Here is an 18109-nt window from a genome sequence, read left to right as displayed (position 1 = left end):
CTACGGCCGATCACTCTCCGGCGCCGCTGACGACGCGCCGGAAAGTATGTTCAGGCATGGGATCATGGCAGGTGTGTCCTTGCCTTCACCTACTGCGACCACATCACCTAGGTCCAATCACGGGACCGCTCACGTGACCTCTGACCTGAGAAGCTCTGCCTTCCTGTTGGCGGCCCGGGGCGAGCCGGTGCCGCACACCCCGATCTGGTTCATGCGCCAGGCGGGTCGCTCACTGCCGGAGTACCGGGCGATCCGCGAGGGCACGACGATGCTCGAGTCGTGTATGCGGCCCGACCTCGTCGTGGAGATAACGCTGCAACCGGTCCGCCGTTACGGTGTCGACGCCGCCATCTTCTTCTCGGACATCGTGTTACCGCTCAAGGCGGTCGGCGTCGACCTCGAGATCAAGCCCGGCGTCGGTCCGGTCGTGGCGCAGCCCGTGCGAACCGCCGATGACCTGACCGCCATCCGCCCGGTGACGCCTGCCGACGTGTCGTACGTGACCGAGTCGGTGCAGGAGCTCGTGCGGCAGCTTGGCGGCACCCCGCTGATCGGGTTCGCGGGTGCGCCGTTCACCGTGGCGTCGTACCTGGTGGAGGGTGGGCCGAGCAAGGACCACGCGAAGACCAAGGCCCTCATGCACGGCAACCCTGAGTTGTGGCATGCGCTGGCCGACCGGCTGGCCGAGGTCGCGATCGCGTACCTGTCCGTGCAGGTCGAGGCCGGGGCATCCGCGATCCAGCTGTTCGACTCGTGGGCGGGGGCGCTCTCGCCGCGGGACTACGCCGAGTTCGTGCTGCCGCATTCCGCGAAGGTCTTCGATGCGCTCGCGGCGTACGACGTACCGCGGGTGCATTTCGGCGTGAACACGGGCGAGCTGCTGCCGTTGATGAGCTCCGCCGGGGCGGACGTCGTCGGCGTCGACTGGCGCGTGCCGCTCGATGAGGCCGTACGGCGGATCACGGCCGACGGGTCTGCCGCCAAGCCCGTGCAGGGCAACCTGGATCCGGCCCTGCTGTTCGCGGGCGACCGGCCGTTGGTCGCGGAGATCGAGCGCATCCTGGCCGAGGGCAAGGCCGCTCCCGGGCACATCTTCAACCTGGGCCACGGCGTCCCGCCGAACGCGGATCCCGACGTGCTGCTGAAGGTGGTCCAGACCGTTCACGCCAAGTCCGCTCGATGACCACGCCTCACGTAGTCATCGTTGGCGGTGGGATCAGCGGTCTCGCGGCGGCGCACGCGCTCGCGACCGGGGTCACCCCGCCCCGGATCACCGTGCTGGAGGGATCGCCTCGGCTCGGCGGCAAGCTCGCGGGTGACGTGCTCGAGGGGATTCCGGTCGACCTCGGCGCCGAGTCGGTGCTGGCCCGGCGCCCCGAGGCGGTCGACCTGATCAAGGCCGTTGGTCTGACGGATGACGTGGTTCATCCGGCGACGACCAAGGCCGGGTTGTGGATCGCGGACGGCATTCACGCCATTCCGCCGACCGTGATGGGCGTGCCGACCGACGCGCGCGCGGTGGCCGACGTGCTCGGCCCTTCGGCCGCGGCCCGCGTCGCTGCCGAGGTGGATCTGCCGGCGCCCGCGTTGACCGAGGACGTGTCGATCGGGCGGTACGTCGCTGAGCGGATGGGCCAGTCCGTCACCGACAAGCTGGTCGATCCGTTGCTCGGCGGGGTGTACGCCGGACGCGCGGACGAGATCTCGCTCGCGGCCGCCGTGCCCGAGTTGTTCGCGCGGCTGGCCGAGGCGCCGTCGCTGCTGGCCGCGACTGCCGCCATGCAGGGGGGCGCTAAAAAGCCTGGCCCAGTTTTCGCCGGGATCCGTGGCGGCGTCCATCGGCTCATCACGGCACTCGAGGACGACCTCACCGCCCGAGGCGTGACGATCTCGACCAAGCAGACCGTGCGACGTATCTCGCGCACTGCCAGCGGATTCGCCCTAGAAACGGGCCCAGCCGTTGCGCCCGTACTGGTCGAGGCTGACGCCGTAATCGTCGCCACACCTGCTCTACCGACTAGCCGGATGCTTACCGACCTAGTGCCGTCTGCAAGCGCCGAGCTGGCCACTGTCGACTACGCGAGCATGGCGATCGTCACCCTTGCCGTACGGCGTGAGGCCTGGCCGGAGGCTGCGAGTGGTTCCGGGTTCCTAGTGCCGTCGGTGGAGGGCCGCACGATCAAGGCCTCGACGTACAGCCATGCCAAGTGGGAGTGGAGCGGTGAAGCCGGGGGAGACCTCGTAGTCCTCCGAGCTTCTGTCGGCCGCCTTGGCGAGGAGTACGTCCTACAGCGGTCTGACGAAGAGCTAGTCGCACTAGCCGCGGCAGACCTCCGCAACGCGATTGGGCTGACTACACCCGTCGTAGGTTCTCTGGTTACCCGGTGGGGCGGTGCGCTGCCGCAGTACTCCGTAGGCCACCTAGACCGCGTCGACCGGGTGGAGCGGGCAGTGGCGGCAGTGCCGGGATTAGCCGTCTGTGGAGCGGCGTACCAGGGTGTAGGCATCGCCGCGTGTGTGGCGTCAGGCACGCGTGCAGCGACCCGGGTGCGCGACCACCTTGGGCCGTTGGTCAGAATGAACGGGTGACCGAGACCGCAGAAGGCACCGCCAAACCGAAGGCCCGCGAGCTGAACGACGTCATCCGCTACACGATGTGGTCGGTCTTCCGGCTGCACTCGCCACTCGGCGACGTGGATCGCGGTGTGCTCGCCACCGGCGTTCGCAAGGCGATCGAGTCGGTCGCGGACGACGACGTGGTGATCCGCGGCTGGTACGACGTGGCCGGCTTCCGGGCCGACGCGGACTTCATGGTCTGGTGGCACGCCCCGACCCCGGACGCGTTGCAGAAGGCGTTCCACAAGCTCCGCCGTACGTCGCTCGGTCGCAGCCTGACGCCCGTCTGGTCGCAGATGGCGTTGCACCGTCCGGCCGAGTTCAACAAGAGCCACATCCCGGCGTTCCTCGCCGACGAGACGCCGCGCGACTACATCTGCGTCTACCCGTTCGTGCGGTCCTACGAGTGGTACCTGCTGCCCGACGAGGAGCGGCGCTTCATGCTGGCCGAGCACGGCAAGATGGCTCGCAGCTACCCGGACGTCCGGGCCAACACGGTCGCGTCGTTCGCGCTCGGCGACTACGAGTGGATGCTGGCGTTCGAGGCCGACGAGCTGCACCGGATGGTCGACCTGATGCGCGACCTGCGCGCCTCCACCGCCCGTCGCCACGTGCGCGAGGAAGTCCCCTTCTACACCGGCAAGCGAACCGAGCTGATCGAGCTGATCGCCAACCTCGCATGAGTCCGTCTGGCACTAGACGCAGGGCGTTTCCGGTGCTCTACGTGAGTAACGTGAGGCGCTCTGTGGCGTTCTACACCAAACTGGGCTACGAGCCGGTCTACCAGTTCCCACTGGAGGGCGACCCGCACTACGTCGGCCTGGAGCTGGGTGGCGAATCGTCACTCGGTATCGCCGACTACAACTGGCCTGAGGCCCAACTGGGCGTCACGGTCGGTACGGCGCCTCGCTTCGAGCTGTTCGTGTACGTGGAGGACGTCGAGGCCGAGGTCGCCAAGATGCGCGAGGCCGGCTACGAGATCATGCAGGCCCCCGCGAACATGCCGTGGGGCGAGCGCCAGGCGTACGTCGCCGACCCCGACCGCAACCCGGTCGCCCTCGCCACACCGATCTAACCTTTCCCACTCCCTCTTCTTCTGCCGCGACTGGTCACATCTGACCGCGCGGCAACGCCCGATCGCCCTCCTTCGGCGTTCGGGTGCCCTCGCTTGACAAAATAAATGAGTAGGCTCAATATTGAGCGTACTCGGACTTATTTATTCGGCCGAGACCCGGCCCGTCATCAGACGGTCTTCAGAAACGAAGGAAGTCACCATGCGCGCGTTCGTCGTCAAGGAATACAAGGGACCGCTCCAGGAGGTGGATGTCCCCGAGCCTGTGGTCGGCGAGCGCGATGTGCTCGTACAGGTGCAGGCCGCAGGGCTCAACGTGCTCGACGAGAAGATTCGCGCGGGTGAGTTCAAGCAGATCCTTCCGTACAAACTGCCGCAGATCCTCGGAAACGATGTCGCCGGAACCGTCATCGGCGTCGGCGCGAAGGTGCGGGGATTCGTGCCAGGCGACGAGGTGTACGCCCGGCCCGGCCAGGAGCGGATCGGAACCTTCGCGGAGCGCATCGCGGTGGCAGAGACCGACCTGGCACTCAAGCCGGTGTCGATCACGGTCGAGGAAGCAGCCTCGCTGCCGCTGGTCGCCCTGACCGCCTGGCAGGCGCTCGTTGAGCGGGGCAAGGTGCAGCCGGGGCAGCGGGTCCTCATCCACGGCGGCGCCGGCGGCGTCGGGACGGTCGCGATCCAGCTCGCCAAGCACCTCGGCGCCACGGTCGCGACGACGGTCAGCGCCGATGACGCCGACTTCGTCCGCGGGCTCGGCGCCGACAGCGTCATCGACTACCGCAACCAGGATTTCGAACAGCTTCTGGACGGGTACGACCTGGTGCTGGACAGCCTCGGCGGGGAGAACCTCGAGAAGTCTCTCCGGGTGCTGCGCCCTGGCGGCAAGGCGATCGGAATCGCCGGACCGCCCGACGCGGCATTCGCTCGCGAGCTCGGAACGAACTCGGTGCTCCGGCTGGTCATGACCGCGCTCAGCAGCGGCATCCGCCGCAAGGCCCGGCGCCTCGGCGTGAGGTACGAGTTCCTCTTCATGCGCGCCAGCGGCGACCAGCTCCGCCAGATCAGCGCTCTCGTCGACAGTGGGGCGGTGCGCCCTGTCGTCGGACGGGTCTTCGACTTCGACCAGACCGTGCAGGCCGTCCAGTCGCTGGACAAGGGCGGCATCCGCGGCAAGGCCGTCATCACCAGGGCCTGAAACGTCACTCACCAACGCGGCATTCGCGAACCATTCGCGAACCAGAAAAGGGAGAACACCATGAACAACAGCGACACAGCGAACGAACCCGTCACCAGGTACCAGGACGCGCCCGTCCACACCATCACCGCCAACGGCGTCACCTACGCCTACCGGGAGCTGGGACCGAAGGGCGGGGTCCCCGTCGTCTTCTTCGTGCACCTCGCGGCGACCCTCGACAACTGGGATCCCCGGATCGTCGACCCCATCGCGAAGACTCACCACGTCATCACCTTCGACAACCGCGGCGTTGGCGCCTCCACCGGCCACGTTCCCGACAGCGTCGAGGCCATGGCCGACGACGCCTACACCTTCATCAAGGCCCTCGGCTTCGACAAGATCGACATCTTCTCTTTCTCCCTAGGCGGCTTCATCGCCCAGGACCTCGCGGTCAAGCACCCTGAGCTCGTCCGCCGGCTCGTCCTGACCGGCACCGGTCCGAGGGGCGGCAAGGACATCGACAAGGTCGCCGGCATCACCTACCGGGACATTCTGCGGTCGACCCTGACCCGGTCGGACCCGAAGGAGTACCTGTTCTTCAACCGCAACGCCGCCGGTAAGGCCGCCGCGAAGGCGTTCGTGCAGCGCTTGCAGGAGCGCACCCGCGACCGTGACGCGGACTTCAAGTTGCGCGCGATGCAGACGCAGCTGAAGGCGATCAAGAAGTTCGGACGCTCCGCCCCCGCTGATCTGTCGAAGCTCACGCAGCCCACCCTGATCGCGAACGGCGACAACGACCGGATGGTGCCCTCGGTGCTCTCCGAAGACCTGCACCGCCGCATCAAGGGCTCGGAGCTGGTCATCTACCCCGACTCCGGGCACGGCGGCATCTTCCAGTTCCACGAGAAGTTCGCCCCTGTCGCCGTCGAGTTCCTGACCCGCTGACCGCTCCCCACTGGACGAAGGCAAGAACATGACCACGACCTATCCCAACTCCAAGAAACCCTTCGCCTCATCGATTCTGCTGTGGACGCGCACCGACCAACCGCGGCAGACGGGCATGGACTACTGGAAAGGCCCGCACTCGAAGATCATCTCCGCGACCCCAGGGTTCGATGAATACCGCCAGATCCATCTGGCGGAGCACAACCCAGGGCTATGGCCGGCCATCACCGGAGTCGAGACGGCCATCCCAGCCGAGCGCAGGATCGACGGCGTCGCCGAAGTCACGATGGCATCCGTCCTGTCCCCACTGCTGGGCCGCAAGCAGACCAAGCTGGCGTACAAGGACGAAGTGAACGTGTTTCGGCGCACCCTGCTGTACGCCGGGCCGCCGAGTTCGGCGCGCTGGTACGACGTGGGTCGCGGGGAGCCGACGGGAGCGCGGAGCCTGATCTACCTCCGCAAGCGAGAAGGCGTCAGGACCGGCGCATTCCGGAGGTTCCTCACGCGCGAGCTCGTGCCCGCGCTCGCGAACACGGGCGTGCTGACGGAACTGAGAACCCAGGTCTTCATGCCCTGGAACCAGCGGCTCTGGAACACCCCGAACGTCGCGCACGACAACCCGGCAGACCAGCGGTTCCACGCGTCGCTCGTCCTGGGCTTCGAGGATCCGGCGGCGCGAGCGTCCTTCTTCAAGAGCTCTGAGATCGAGAGCATGTCGGGCGCGTTGGCTCCCTTCACCGCCGCCGTCCATGCCTACGACGTGTCCGAGACGCTGACCTACGTGAAAGACGGCGTGGAACTTTCGCACTACCTGCCGTAGCGGCATCGCTCGCCGAAAATGCCCGTGGTCGCCATGGAAGAATGAGCCGGCAGATTCGAGTTCACACAGCAGCGAAGGACGGCAGCCATGCCAGTCGCCTCCCAGCCAGTCGGACGGCGCGAGCGGAACAAGCAGGAGAAGCTCGACCGCATCACCGCCGCCGCCCGAGAGCTCTTCGCCGAGCGCGGCGTCGATGAGGTCACCACCCAGGAGATCGCCGACAAGGCCGATATCGGTGCGGGCACGCTGTTCCTCTACGCCAAGACCAAGGGTGAGTTGCTACTGCTCGTGCAGAACTCCACGTACGCCGACGCGCTCGACGAAGGGAAGTCGGCGGCCGAGGGCATCGCCGACCCGCTCGATGCGGTGATGGCGATCGTTCGCCCGGTGGTCGAGTGCAACCGTAAACAGATCGACAACGGGCGGACTTACCTGCGGGAGATGGTCTTCGGCGACCCCGAGGAGCCCCACCACAGCGAGGCCCTCGGTCTGACCGTGCGGACCGAGGAGGCGATCGTCGACGTGCTGCTTCGTGACGGGCGCAACAGCGCGAAGGACGCCGCGGCGCGGGCGCATATCGTCTCCGCGATCATGTTCGTCAGCATGGCGGCGACGATCAACATCGCCAAGCCGGTCGACGACATCGTGCAAGAGATCCGGGACCAGGTGCGGGTCCTCCTTCCCGCGTGACCATGTGGACCAGTTGTGGCCGCCCGCGGACCAAAAGGTAGGCTTTCCGGCGTCCGGTTGAATGAGTCGAATGATCTGAAGGAGGTGGGACCCATTACCGCTAGCGCAGGGTGGGCGCTCTCACCTCGGACCGGTCTGGTCTGAGTCGTCGAGAGCCCCGAATCGGGTACTTCGAAGGGCTCTGATGAACTCACGTTCCACCGTTATCGATGTTCTCCGCACCGCCGGCTGCGTTTTCGCCGAGGACGAAGCGGATCTCCTGATCAGCACCGCCACGACCCCGGCGGCCTTGACCGCGATGATCGATCGCCGGGTCGAGGGCGTGCCGCTCGAGCAGATCGTCGGCTGGGCTTTGTTCCGTGAGCTGCGGGTATCGCTCGACCCTGGGGTGTTCGTCCCTCGCCGCCGGTCGGAATTCCTGGTCGAAGAGGCCCTGAAACTGGTGCCGCGGCCTGCCGTCGTGGTTGATCTGTGCTGCGGTTCGGGCGCGTTGGGGATCGCGTTGGCGGCAGCGTCGGATGACGTCGAGCTCGTTGCGGCCGATGTGGAGCCGGCGGCCGTGCGCTGTGCCCGGCGCAACGTCGAGGCGGTTGGCGGGCGCGTTTTCGAGGGAGACCTGTTCGAACCGTTGCCGACGGACCTCAAGGGGCGAGTCGACGTACTGCTGGCCAACGTGCCGTACGTACCGTCCGAGGCGGTCGCCCTCATGCCACCGGAGGCCCGGTTGCACGAGCCGCGCGTCGCGCTGGATGGCGGCGTGGACGGTCTCGACGTACTCCGTCGGGTTGCCGCCGAGGCGGCTGCGTGGCTTGCGGATGGCGGGCACTTGCTGGTCGAGACGAGTGACCGTCAGGCCGCTGAAGCCGTCGCGGTGATGACGGTCAACGGCCTGACGGCCTGGTCGACGTACGACGACGACCGTGGTGCCACGGTCGTCATCGGCAAGCGGTGATCAGGCCGGGTCGAGGGTCAGGCTGATCGAGTTGATGCAGTAGCGGAGGTCGGTGGGCGTGCCATAGCCCTCGCCTTCGAAGACGTGGCCGAGGTGGCTGCCGCAGTTGGCGCAGCGCACCTCGACCCGCTTCATGCCCATCGTGACGTCCTCGATGTACTCCACTCGCTCCTCGGCCAAGGGCGCGAAGAACGACGGCCAGCCACAGTGCGAGTCGAACTTGGTCTCGCTGCGGAACAGCTCGGCCTGGCAGGCCCGGCACCGGTAGACGCCGATGGTCTTGGTATCGGTGTACTCGCCGACGAAGGCCGGCTCGGTGCCGGCCCGGCGGAGCACCTGGTACTCCGCCGGGGACAGCTGGGCACGCCATTCATCGTCCGACTTCTCCACCACGTACTTGCGCTGGGTGTCGTCTGTCATGCCGGACCTCTCTCGCTCAGTGCGAGGTCACGGCCAGGGCCACCACCACGGGATGGGGGTGACACGCACGACCTGTGGGTCGTGGTCGCTGATCTGGTCCGGGAACTCGCTGTTCATGTGCACGATGTCGTACGCGTGACCGGACAGCAGGTTGTTGGACATCAGGATCTGGTCGAGGATCTGGCTGTTGCCCTCGAACACGTAGCTGTACCGTTCCGCATCTTTCAACGTACGCGGTAGATCAATCAGAGCGGTATTACCGCTTCCTACCAAGATGTCCGTGGTCTCGGCGAAGTCGAAGTCGTTGATATCGCCGAGCACGATCACATTCGCACGAGCGTTCTTCGTGAGGATCTCGTCCACGAAGTTCCGGACCGACCGGGCCTGCTCGTGGCGCTTGACCTCACTGCTACGAACCGGCGGCTGGGTGCGACCCCACAACGGGTCATCCCCGCCCTTGGAGCTGAAGTGGTTCGCCACCACGAACAGCGTCTCGCCATGCCAGGTGAACTCGCCCGCGAGCGGCACCCGAGCGGCGGCCCAGGCAGGGTTGGCCGGGTCGACGCGGCCGGGGGAGGCGCTGAGCTGGAGCTTGCCGTACTTGCTGACGATCGTGGTGTCGACGGTCGAACCGCCACCCGGCCGGTCCACGAACTTCACCGGCCGGTCCTTGCGGACCAGGAAGGCCACCCGGATGTTGCCACCCGGCTCACCACCCTCGGCGTTGTTGACCGGGTCGATCTGACGCCATTCGTACTTCGGCCCGCCCGCCGCGGTGATGGCCGCGGTCAGTGTGTTCAGCGTGACGTCGGCCGCGGTGGTACCGCTGTTGACCGCGCCATCGTTGTCCTGGACCTCTTCCAGCGCCAGGATGTCCGGCGAGGCCAGGTTGTGCACGATCGCCTGGGCTAGCCCGTTGAACTTCTCCGGCCCGTCGCTCGGGTCAAGGTTCTCCACGTTGAACGTCGCCACCGAGATCTGCGTCGCCGCCGAGGCCTTGGTCTTCTCGCGCTGCAGGCCGCCGTCCACCACGGTCGGGGTCTGGCTCACCTGGAACTTGAAGTTGCCGAACGAGTAGTCGAGCACCCCCGTCACGACGCCCGCGAGCTTGTCGCCCACCTTCGCGGTCGGGATCGGCGCGAGTACGTCGTCCAGCATGATCCGCTCGGGGTTGTTGTCGTCCTCCAGCAGCACGATCCCGCCGCGAGTGGTCCGCGTGGCGGATCCAGCCGGTACGACGGGCAGCTCGCCGAAGTTGCTGCGCAGACCGGTCACGCCGGGCTGGTCGAGGCCGAGCCACATGCCCTCGAGGGACTCCCAGAAGTCGATGCCGTCGGTGGCCGGCTCGTAGGTCCCGGTGGTTTCGACGTCACCGGTCGAGTCGTCCTCGATCACCTTGGCCGGAGGCACGCGTCCACCCGGGCCGACGATTGTTGCCGTGGGCACCGACGTCGTACCGGTGACCGTGATTTCGGGCTGCGTGAGTTCGGTGGTGGTCAGGTTGTCGCTGCCACCCGAACCACCCGGCCGGAACTCCGTGACCTTGCCCTTGACAACAACACTGTTGCCGACGACAACGGTCGGGGCCGAACCGGTGAAGACGAACAGGCCTTCGCTGGTGGCCGGGTCGGCGTCGGGCTCGGTGTCCTGGAACCAGAAGCCGTTGGTGGTCTTGGCGGTTACGACGCCCGTGACGTTGCCGACCAGCTTGCCGTTCAGCGGCGAGAGGTGGGCCGCGCCCTGGATGTCGTGGATCCGCGCGTCGACCGGGTCCGGGTCCGGGGGAGTGCTGGTCAGGGCCTTCGGCGTCGGCGCGACGGCCGCGAACTCGGTCGAGTTGTTGTCGCCGTCGGTGGTCGGCACCTTGCGCGTCACCGAGGTCGTGTTCGACGGTGCGGGCGCGGGCGCCGTCTCGCTGTCGCTGGCCGTGGCGCCGTAGCCCACGAAATCGACGACTCCCGGCAACGTCGTACAGCCCGTCGCACAGGTCAGGCTGGTCGTCGAGGAGACGAGCGCCACCTTGCCGGCCGTAGCGGACATGTTCACGCTGCCGGTGGCGTCGGGGGTGGGTAGCGGCAGGCCGTTCACGCCGCCGGATGCACCCTGCGCGAGGTAAACGCCGCCCGGGGCGATCGTGCCGCTGAGGATGATCTTGTTGGTCCAGCTGCTACCGGTCGCGGACGCGTACTGGATGGACCAGCCGGCCAGGTCGACGGGAGACGAGCTGTTGTTGGTCAGCTCGATGAAGTCATGCGTGTACGACGCGCCGGAGTTGCCGCCACCGCCGTACACCTCGGTGATCACGACGGTGGACGACGCAGCCAGCGACGGGGTGATGCCGAGAGCTGTGACGCCGGTTAAGACAAGGGATGTGGTGACCGCTAGGGCGCCGAGGCGCCGCGGTCGTTGCAGGGCGGACATGCGGGGGATTCTCACACCACATTTTCCTGGCGTCGAGGTCCAATTGGTGAACAAGCGGCACCGATTTCCCGTTGCGCCCGGAGAACCTTGGGTTCGGCTCTCCGGGCGCGTGACTTCAAACGATCAGTTGACGCTGACGCCGGACCAGGCCGCCGCGACGGCGTTCTGCTCCGGGCTGCCGGCGCCGTACAGGTCCCTGGCGGCGTTGAGCGTGCCGGTGCGGGCCTGGGCGTAGGTGGTGCCGGTGGTGAAGTACGTGGTCAGCGCGCGGTACCAGATCTTGCCGACCTTGTCCCGGCCGATGCCGGTCAGGGTGGTGCCGTTGCAGGTGGTCGAGTTGTGGTTCAGCCCGGCGAACACCTTGGCGCCCGTGCCCTCGGCCAGCAGGTACGCGAAGTGGTTCGCGGGACCCGAGGAGTAGTGCACGTCGATGTTGCCGATACCGGAGTACCAGCAGTCCTTGGAGTTGCCGTCCCTGCTCGGCTTGTCCATGTACCGAAGGGCCGGGCGGTCCTTCATGATCTCCTCGCCGATGTAGTAGTCACCCGGGTCGGAGGTGTTGTTGGCGTAGAACTCGACGAAGGTGCCGAAGATGTCGCTGGTCGCCTCGTTCAGACCGCCGGACTCGCCGGAGTAGGTCAGGTTCGCGGTGGCCGTGGTGACACCGTGGGACATCTCGTGCCCGGCGACGTCGATCGAGACCAGCGGGCCGGCCACCACGCCGTCACCATCGCCGTACGTCATCCGCTTGCCGTCCCAGAAGGCGTTGACGTAGTTGCTGCCGTAGTGCACCCGGCTCTCGACGCCCTTGCCGTCGTTGAAGATGCCGTTCCGGCCGTAGTTGACCTTGAAGTAGTCGAAGGTCTTCGCGGCGCCGTAGTGGGCGTCGACGGCGGCGGACTGGCGGTTGGTGTTCAGGCCGTTGCCCCAGTGGTTGTCGGCATCGGTGAACGGGGCGGCCACGGGGCAGCCGAAGCCGAAGATCTGGCACCAGATCGAGTCGGTCTTGTTCTGCGCGTCGGTGGTGAAACCGTTGCCGCGCACCGGGTCGGTCAGCGTGAACCCGCCGGTCGCCGGGGTCGTGTCGATGCCGACCAGGCCCGAGTAGAGGCTTTGGCCGTCACCACCGGCTGTGTGGATGTGCTGCTCGCGCACCAGCGTCGCACCCGTCAGCGCGTCCACCGTGGTGGAGACGTCGCTGGGCGTGCCGTCCGGCTGGACGCCGTTCGACCTGACCTGGTACGCCAGTCGCGGCGAACCCTTGCGGGCCTCGATCACCAGACGCGGTTTGCCCTCGGCCTTGTACCCCTTGAGCAGGGCCTTGGTCGTGGCCTGCGCCAGGCCCAGCTTTGGCGTACGGGAAATGTTTGCCGAGCCGGTCTGCGAGAGGCTGGCGCCCTTGAACGAGCCGTCCTTGGCCTGATGGACGACGACGTCGCCGCCGAGCACGGGCAGACCCGCGATCGTACGGTCCATCCGGACATGGCTGGAGCCGTCTTTGTCGACGAGGACGTTGCGCACCAGGAACGCGTCCGCGCCGGTGGCACGCAATGCGCTGAGGTGGTCCGAAACGGTCGCCTTGGCCCGGGCCACTGCTTCGGCCGGGGTGGGGTTGGGAGCGGCTTGTGGCGCTCCGCTCGCGGTGGCCGGGCCGGTAAGCCCGAGTGCGGTCGCGGTCGCCACAGCGGTGGCGGCAGCGAGGAGGGCGGATTTCTTCATCCCCATGCTCCTTCGAGAGTGACCCAGGCGCCTCACGTCCGGATCGAGGTTTCCGCAGGTTACCCCCGAGTCACCTGGAGTGGCCAGAGTTCGTGAATGCTCTCGGGAATGTGGCGGGATTACCTTCAAATCGCGTCTTTTGCGCAGCGTTGCTACGGAACGGCGATACGGTCGGACCATGGCGGCCACGAAAGCTATCGAGTTGGAGATCGCCGGCAGAACGGTCCGGGTGAGTAATCCCGACAAGCCGTATTTCGCCGATCGCGGTCTGACCAAGTTGGACATCGTCAACTATTTCCTCGCGGTGGGCGACGGCATTCTCGGCGCCTTGAAGGACCGCCCGACCACGCTCGAGCGCTGGCCCGGCGGCTGGTTCGAGGGCGCGAAACTCTCCACCCGGATGGACAACAAGGGCGACGCGTTCTACCAGAAGCGCATCGCCAAAGGCGCGCCTGACTGGGTCGAGACCGTCACCATCAAGTTCCCCAGTGGGCGACCCGCCGATGAGCTCTGTCCGACGGAGTTGGGGGCGGTCGCCTGGGCGGTCAACCTCGGGACTCTGACGTTCCACCCTTGGCCGGTACGTCGGCCCGAGGTCGAGTGTCCGGACCAACTCCGGATCGACCTCGACCCCCAGCCGGGTACGTCGTTCGCCGACGCGGCCGTGGTGGCGCCGGTGTTGCGGGAGCTGTTGGCGGAGTTCGGGTTGGAGGGGTTCCCTAAGACGTCTGGTGGTCGGGGGTTGCACGTGTACGTCCCGATCGAGCCGCGGTGGTCTTTTGTCGAGGCCAGGCGGGCGGTGATTGCGGTCGGGCGTGAGTTGTCGCGGCGCATGCCCGAGCAGGTGACCGTGAACTGGTGGAAGGAAGAGCGCGGGGAACGCGTCTTCATCGACTACAACCAGATGGCGCGGGACCGGACGATCGCGTCGGCGTACTCGGTGCGGCCGAATGCCCGCGCGCGGGTCTCAGCTCCGCTGATGTGGGAGGAAATCCCTGATGTCACGCCTGACGACTTTGACGTCTTGACCATGCCGGCGCGCTTCTTGGAGGTCGGCGATCTGCATGCGGCCGTGGGGGAGAAGGCGTTCTCGTTAGAACCCCTCCTGGACCTCGCCGCCAAACACGAACGCGACCACGGCGAAGCCGACCTCCCATACCCACCCGAATACCCCAAAATGCCCGGCGAACCCCTCCGAGTCCAACCCTCCCGCGCCAAAGACCGCCCCCGCGACGAGTAACCCCCCACTTTCCGTTCATCGGTCCCTTCTGACGCGGCGCGTCGCGGTTCATCGGTCCCTTGTGACGCGGCAGGCCGCCATTCGCCAGTCCCTTGCGTGAACGCTCGCACCCTTCCCCGTGCGGGTGACGCTCGCGCCCTTCCCCCGTGCGGTGACGCGCGCCCTTCCGTGCTGTGGCGCGCGCGCCCTCGGGTTGCGTTGATTGGTCTGCATCCGCTCGCCCATTCCGCGGCGGGTCAGATGTACGGCAACGTAGGCGGGCGGATTCGGACGAATCAACGCTAATCGCCTGCCAGGTATGAACTTTTGGCCGGGTTTTTGGTGGGCGCCCGTCCCCCTGAAGTCTTGCGAATTGTCAGGCCGGTTCGGGCCGCGTCAAGGGCTTCATCGGCTGCCGCCGACGCTGACGCGCCCTTGACCCGGCCCGAACCGGCCAAAGGCAGCGGGCTATCAGGGGGACGGGTGAGGTCTGACCGGGTGTGGTCCGCGTGGCGCTGCCGCGCCGGGTTCACCGGATGCTGCACGCCGGGTTGGGCCGGGCGTTGCCGTGTCCGGGCGCCATCTTCCTGAGCGGACTGGACGTTTTCGGGCCCTGAAAACGTCCAGTCCGGTCAGGAAGATGCGCGCGGCCTTCGATGTGCGTCGAGTCGTGGATTGTGGTGTCGGAAAGGCTTTGCTGGCCGCGCAAATCCACGACTCGGCGAGTGGCGGACCGCCACGCAGGCACAACCCGCGGGTGAAGCGGTTCAACCCGGCGAAACCGCACTTGTGCCTGCCTGCCGGTCCGGCCCGGACACCAGCGCAGCCACAACCCTCGAATGAAGCGCTTCAACCCGGCCGAATCGGCGGTTGTGGCTGCGCTGGTGAACACAGGCGGACCGCCAGCACCACACAACCCACAACTGAACCGTTTCAACCAGGGCGAAACGGCACTTGTGTAGGGCTGGCCGTCCGCTGCGGACCTGCACAACCACACGACGCCCCGAAAACGCCCGTCTCGGCAGAAACCGGCCGTCGTGTGGGCGTGCACGTCCGCGACCGACCGCCAGGTCCACAAGCCGACCGACCAAACGCGACCACTCGCGGCAGACCTACGCGCAGGCACGGCAAAGACCCTCCGCAGCACAGACGCATGACCAGCCCCGACCGCTCGCGGGCGGAGGTCTCGTGCCAGCACAGACGACTGACCTGACGCGACCACTCGCAGCAGCACAGACGAATGACCAGACCCGAGCGCGCGCGGGCGGAGGCCTCGCGGCAGCGCAGACGAATGACCGGACGCGGCCACTCGCGGGCTCCTGCGGCAGCACAGACGAGTGACCGGACGCGACCACTCGCAGGCAGAGGTCTCGTGGCAGCGCAGACGAATGACCAGGGCGGCAGCACTTGGCGAAGAGCCGGCGCGGCAGCGTCTCACAACCACCACACCCGGTCAGACCTCACCCGTCCCCCTAATGGGTGTTATCGGGTCGGTCGCTGGCAGACTCGGTGTCTGTGGTCGCTGGTAGGTGAGCACTCCGTACCCCCGGGCTTTGAGTCCTGGTATCAGAGCGTGCCCTTGCTGGTGGTCGGGAGATGTGAATGGCTGATGGGGTGTCGTGCCTGCCGCTTTTCGGGTGGTGTGAGCACTGATCCATTAGGGCGCCGGAATCTCCTGCGGGCTACTCAGACACTCATCGAGTGCGTGACGGGAGAAATTCATCGTGTTGTTCGTTGGTGACGACTGGGCCGAAGATCATCATGACCTCGAGGTCCAAGACGATCAGGGCCGGGTGCTGGGCATTCGCCGGGTCCCCGAGGGGGTCCAGGGGATGGTGAAGTTCCATGAGCTGATCGCGCAACACTTGCCTGATGATGGTGGCCCCGGCCAGGTGATGGTCGGGATCGAGACCGAGCGGGGTCCGTGGGTGGCCGCGTTGATCGCGGCGGGTTATGTGGTGTTCGGGGTGAACCCGAAACTGGCCGCGAGACATCGTGAGGTGGTGTCGTTGTCGGGTGCCAAGGACGACAAGACCGACGCGCACAGCCTGGCCGACATGGTCCGGACCCGGCGTCACCAACTCGTGGCCACCGAGGCCGATTCGCAGCTCGCGGCCGGGGTGAAGGTGCTGACCCGGGCGCATCAATCGCTGATCCAGGAACGGACCCGGCACATGCTGCGGATGCGGTCGGCGTTGCTGGACTACTTCCCGGCCGCGCTGGAGGCGTATCAGCAAGGGACGTTGACGTTGACCAGTCCTGATGTGCTGGCGTTGCTGGCCAAAGCGGCCACCCCGGCGGCCGCGGCGAAACTCACCACCGGCCAGATCACCGCCGCGCTGAAAACGGCTCGCCGGCGCGGTGATCTGCCCAGCCGGGCCGCCGCGATTCAGGCCGCGCTGCGCACCGAGCAACTCGGCCAGTCCGAGATCGTGGCCGACGCCTACGCCGCCACGGTCCGTTCCACGGTGGCGATCCTGCAGGCCCTGAACACCGAGATCACCGGCCTGCAGGCAGGGGTCGAGGCCTATTTTGGCCGGCACCCGGACGTTGAGATCTACCGCAGCCTGCCCGGCCTCGGACCGATCCTCGGCGCCCGGGTGCTGGCAGAATTCGGCGACGCCCCAGGCCGCTACGCCGACGCGAAATCCCGCAAGAACTACGCCGGCACCGCACCCCTCACCCGCCAATCCGGAAGGCTGAAAACGGTGCACGCCCGGTTCGTCCACAACAACCGGCTCGTCAACGCCCTCGACCAGCAAGCCGGCGCCGCCATCCTGCGTGACCCACACACCCGCGCCTACTACGACGAACTCCGCACCCGCGGCCACGGCCACCACGCCGCGCTACGACAACTCGCCAACCGGCTCGTCGGCCTCCTCCACGGCTGCCTCAAAACCGGCACCCACTACGACACCCACACCGCCTGGGCCCACCGCACCAAAACCACCGCCGCTTGACTCCCTAGCACTAGGGATGTCTGATAGCTGCCGCCCTTGGCCGGTTCGGGGTGGGTCAAGGGCGCGTCAGCGTCGGCGTTAGCCGATGGAGCCCTTGACGCGGCCCGGGCCGGCCTGACAATTCGGAAGAACTCAGGGGGACGGGTGCCACCAACACCACCCGCACAAGAGGCCGGCAGACCGCCCGTCAGCCTTTGGTCAAAAGGGTCCGATGAACCGCGACACGCCGCGTCAGAAGGGACCGATGAGCGGATTTGAGGGGACGACTTTGAGGGGGACGGCCTAGAGGGTGCGGAGGGCGCCGCCGTCTACGGGGATCATGGCGCCGGTTAGGTAGGAGGCGACGGGGGAGAGGACGAAGGCGGCTACTTGGCCGAACTCTTCGGGGGTGCCGTAGCGGCGGAGTGGGATTAGCTTTTCGGCTTGGCGGCGGGCTTCTTCCGGGTTGCCGGTTTTGCCGTCGAGTTGCTTGAGGCGGTCGGTGGAGATGCGGCCGGGGAGGAGGCCGTTCACGCGGGTGCCGGAGGGGCCGAGTTCGTCGGCGAGGGTTTTGGCGACCATCGCGAGACCGGGGCGGAGGCCGTTGGAGATGGCGAGGCCGCCGATGGGGGATTTGACCGAGGACGAGAGTACGAAGGCGATCGACGTACCCTCCTCGCCGGAGCGCGCGACGGCGCGGGCGATCCGCAGTCCGCCCAGGAAGACGCTGTCGAAGGCGTTGCGCCAGTCGTCCTCGGTGGTGTCCATGGCGGTGCCGGGGGTCGGGCCGCCGACGCTGATCAGGGCGCCGTGCAGGCTGCCCCATTTGGCGACGGCGGTCGCTACGAGGCGCTCGGCGCCTTCGGGGTCGGCGTTGTCGGTGGCGATCCCGACCACCCGGCTTGTACCCAGGGTGGCGGCGGCGCGGCTGATCGACGCCTCGTCACGGCTGGAGATCACCAGCCGGGCGCCTTCGTCGACGAGGGCTTGCGCGGTCGCGAAACCGAGCCCTCCGCTGGCGCCGGTGACGATATACGTTCGATCCCGCAGTCGAAGGTCCACGGGCCAATCCTGCCTCACACCCGCAAGCCAACCTACGCCCGTCCCGAAACCGCCCGA

The 18109-nt window shown here is 67.1% G+C and carries 15 protein-coding genes; 11 read left to right on the top strand and 4 right to left on the bottom strand.

Features of this window, described 5'->3' with window-relative positions; genetic code table 11:
* Positions 1 to 133: 133 nt before the first annotated feature.
* The 9 genes from hemE to OG394_RS08495 all read left to right on the top strand — a co-directional run bounded on the left by hemE (position 134) and on the right by OG394_RS08495 (position 8272).
* Positions 134 to 1183, top strand: a complete 1050-nt coding sequence (gene hemE / locus OG394_RS08535) for a uroporphyrinogen decarboxylase (protein WP_328994503.1) — start codon at positions 134 to 136, stop codon at positions 1181 to 1183.
* On the top strand, positions 1180 to 2589 hold the full coding sequence (hemG, locus tag OG394_RS08530; RefSeq protein WP_328994502.1) for a protoporphyrinogen oxidase: 1410 nt from the start codon (positions 1180 to 1182) through the stop codon (positions 2587 to 2589). Before hemE ends, hemG begins: the two co-directional genes overlap by 4 nt.
* The gene (gene hemQ / locus OG394_RS08525; protein WP_328994501.1) at positions 2586 to 3299 is read left to right on the top strand and encodes a hydrogen peroxide-dependent heme synthase; all 714 of its coding nucleotides are present in this window, start codon (positions 2586 to 2588) and stop codon (positions 3297 to 3299) included. Before hemG ends, hemQ begins: the two co-directional genes overlap by 4 nt.
* Positions 3296 to 3691, top strand: coding sequence for a VOC family protein (locus OG394_RS08520; protein ID WP_328994500.1), 396 nt, complete (start codon positions 3296 to 3298; stop codon positions 3689 to 3691). The genes hemQ and OG394_RS08520 overlap by 4 nt, the downstream gene beginning before the upstream one ends.
* Positions 3692 to 3890: 199 nt before the next feature.
* Positions 3891 to 4886, top strand: a complete 996-nt coding sequence (locus tag OG394_RS08515; RefSeq protein ID WP_328994499.1) for an NADP-dependent oxidoreductase — start codon at positions 3891 to 3893, stop codon at positions 4884 to 4886.
* Positions 4887 to 4946: 60 nt separating this feature from the next.
* Positions 4947 to 5810, top strand: a complete 864-nt coding sequence (locus tag OG394_RS08510; RefSeq protein ID WP_328994497.1) for an alpha/beta fold hydrolase — start codon at positions 4947 to 4949, stop codon at positions 5808 to 5810.
* 28 nt (positions 5811 to 5838) lie between these two features.
* Positions 5839 to 6630, top strand: a complete 792-nt coding sequence (locus OG394_RS08505; RefSeq protein ID WP_328994495.1) for a hypothetical protein — start codon at positions 5839 to 5841, stop codon at positions 6628 to 6630.
* An 87-nt stretch (positions 6631 to 6717) separates the two neighbouring features.
* Positions 6718 to 7320 carry a TetR/AcrR family transcriptional regulator gene (locus OG394_RS08500; RefSeq protein WP_328994494.1) on the top strand — a complete coding sequence of 201 codons (603 nt, stop codon included), beginning with the start codon at positions 6718 to 6720 and terminating at the stop codon, positions 7318 to 7320.
* Between the two features lie 184 nt (positions 7321 to 7504).
* Positions 7505 to 8272, top strand: coding sequence for a putative protein N(5)-glutamine methyltransferase (locus OG394_RS08495; RefSeq protein ID WP_328994493.1), 768 nt, complete (start codon positions 7505 to 7507; stop codon positions 8270 to 8272).
* Here the strand turns inward: OG394_RS08495 and msrB are convergent, their stop codons facing one another.
* From msrB to OG394_RS08480, 3 genes are all read right to left on the bottom strand, one after another.
* A complete protein-coding gene (gene msrB / locus OG394_RS08490; protein WP_328994492.1) occupies positions 8273 to 8692 on the bottom strand; it encodes a peptide-methionine (R)-S-oxide reductase MsrB in 420 nt (139 codons plus the stop codon).
* A 27-nt stretch (positions 8693 to 8719) separates the two neighbouring features.
* On the bottom strand, positions 8720 to 11113 hold the full coding sequence (locus tag OG394_RS08485; RefSeq protein ID WP_328994491.1) for a lamin tail domain-containing protein: 2394 nt from the start codon (positions 11111 to 11113) through the stop codon (positions 8720 to 8722).
* 123 nt (positions 11114 to 11236) lie between these two features.
* On the bottom strand, positions 11237 to 12832 hold the full coding sequence (locus OG394_RS08480) for a M4 family metallopeptidase (protein WP_328994489.1): 1596 nt from the start codon (positions 12830 to 12832) through the stop codon (positions 11237 to 11239).
* A 178-nt stretch (positions 12833 to 13010) separates the two neighbouring features.
* Here OG394_RS08480 and ligD point away from each other — a divergent pair, with 178 nt between their 5' ends.
* Together ligD and OG394_RS08470 are read left to right on the top strand one after the other, a co-directional pair.
* On the top strand, positions 13011 to 14072 hold the full coding sequence (ligD, locus tag OG394_RS08475) for a non-homologous end-joining DNA ligase (RefSeq protein WP_328994487.1): 1062 nt from the start codon (positions 13011 to 13013) through the stop codon (positions 14070 to 14072).
* Between the two features lie 1703 nt (positions 14073 to 15775).
* Positions 15776 to 17011, top strand: coding sequence for an IS110 family transposase (locus OG394_RS08470; protein ID WP_328992274.1), 1236 nt, complete (start codon positions 15776 to 15778; stop codon positions 17009 to 17011).
* 282 nt (positions 17012 to 17293) lie between these two features.
* On the opposite strand, the gene OG394_RS08465 is transcribed toward OG394_RS08470, so the two are convergent.
* Positions 17294 to 18052, bottom strand: a complete 759-nt coding sequence (locus OG394_RS08465) for an SDR family oxidoreductase (protein WP_328994486.1) — start codon at positions 18050 to 18052, stop codon at positions 17294 to 17296.
* Positions 18053 to 18109: the final 57 nt, after the last annotated feature.

This window comes from Kribbella sp. NBC_01245, assembly GCF_036226525.1.
Lineage (GTDB): Bacteria > Actinomycetota > Actinomycetes > Propionibacteriales > Kribbellaceae > Kribbella.
Note: the sequence above shows the minus strand (reverse complement) of the source record. Positions and strands in the feature narration are given on the sequence as shown.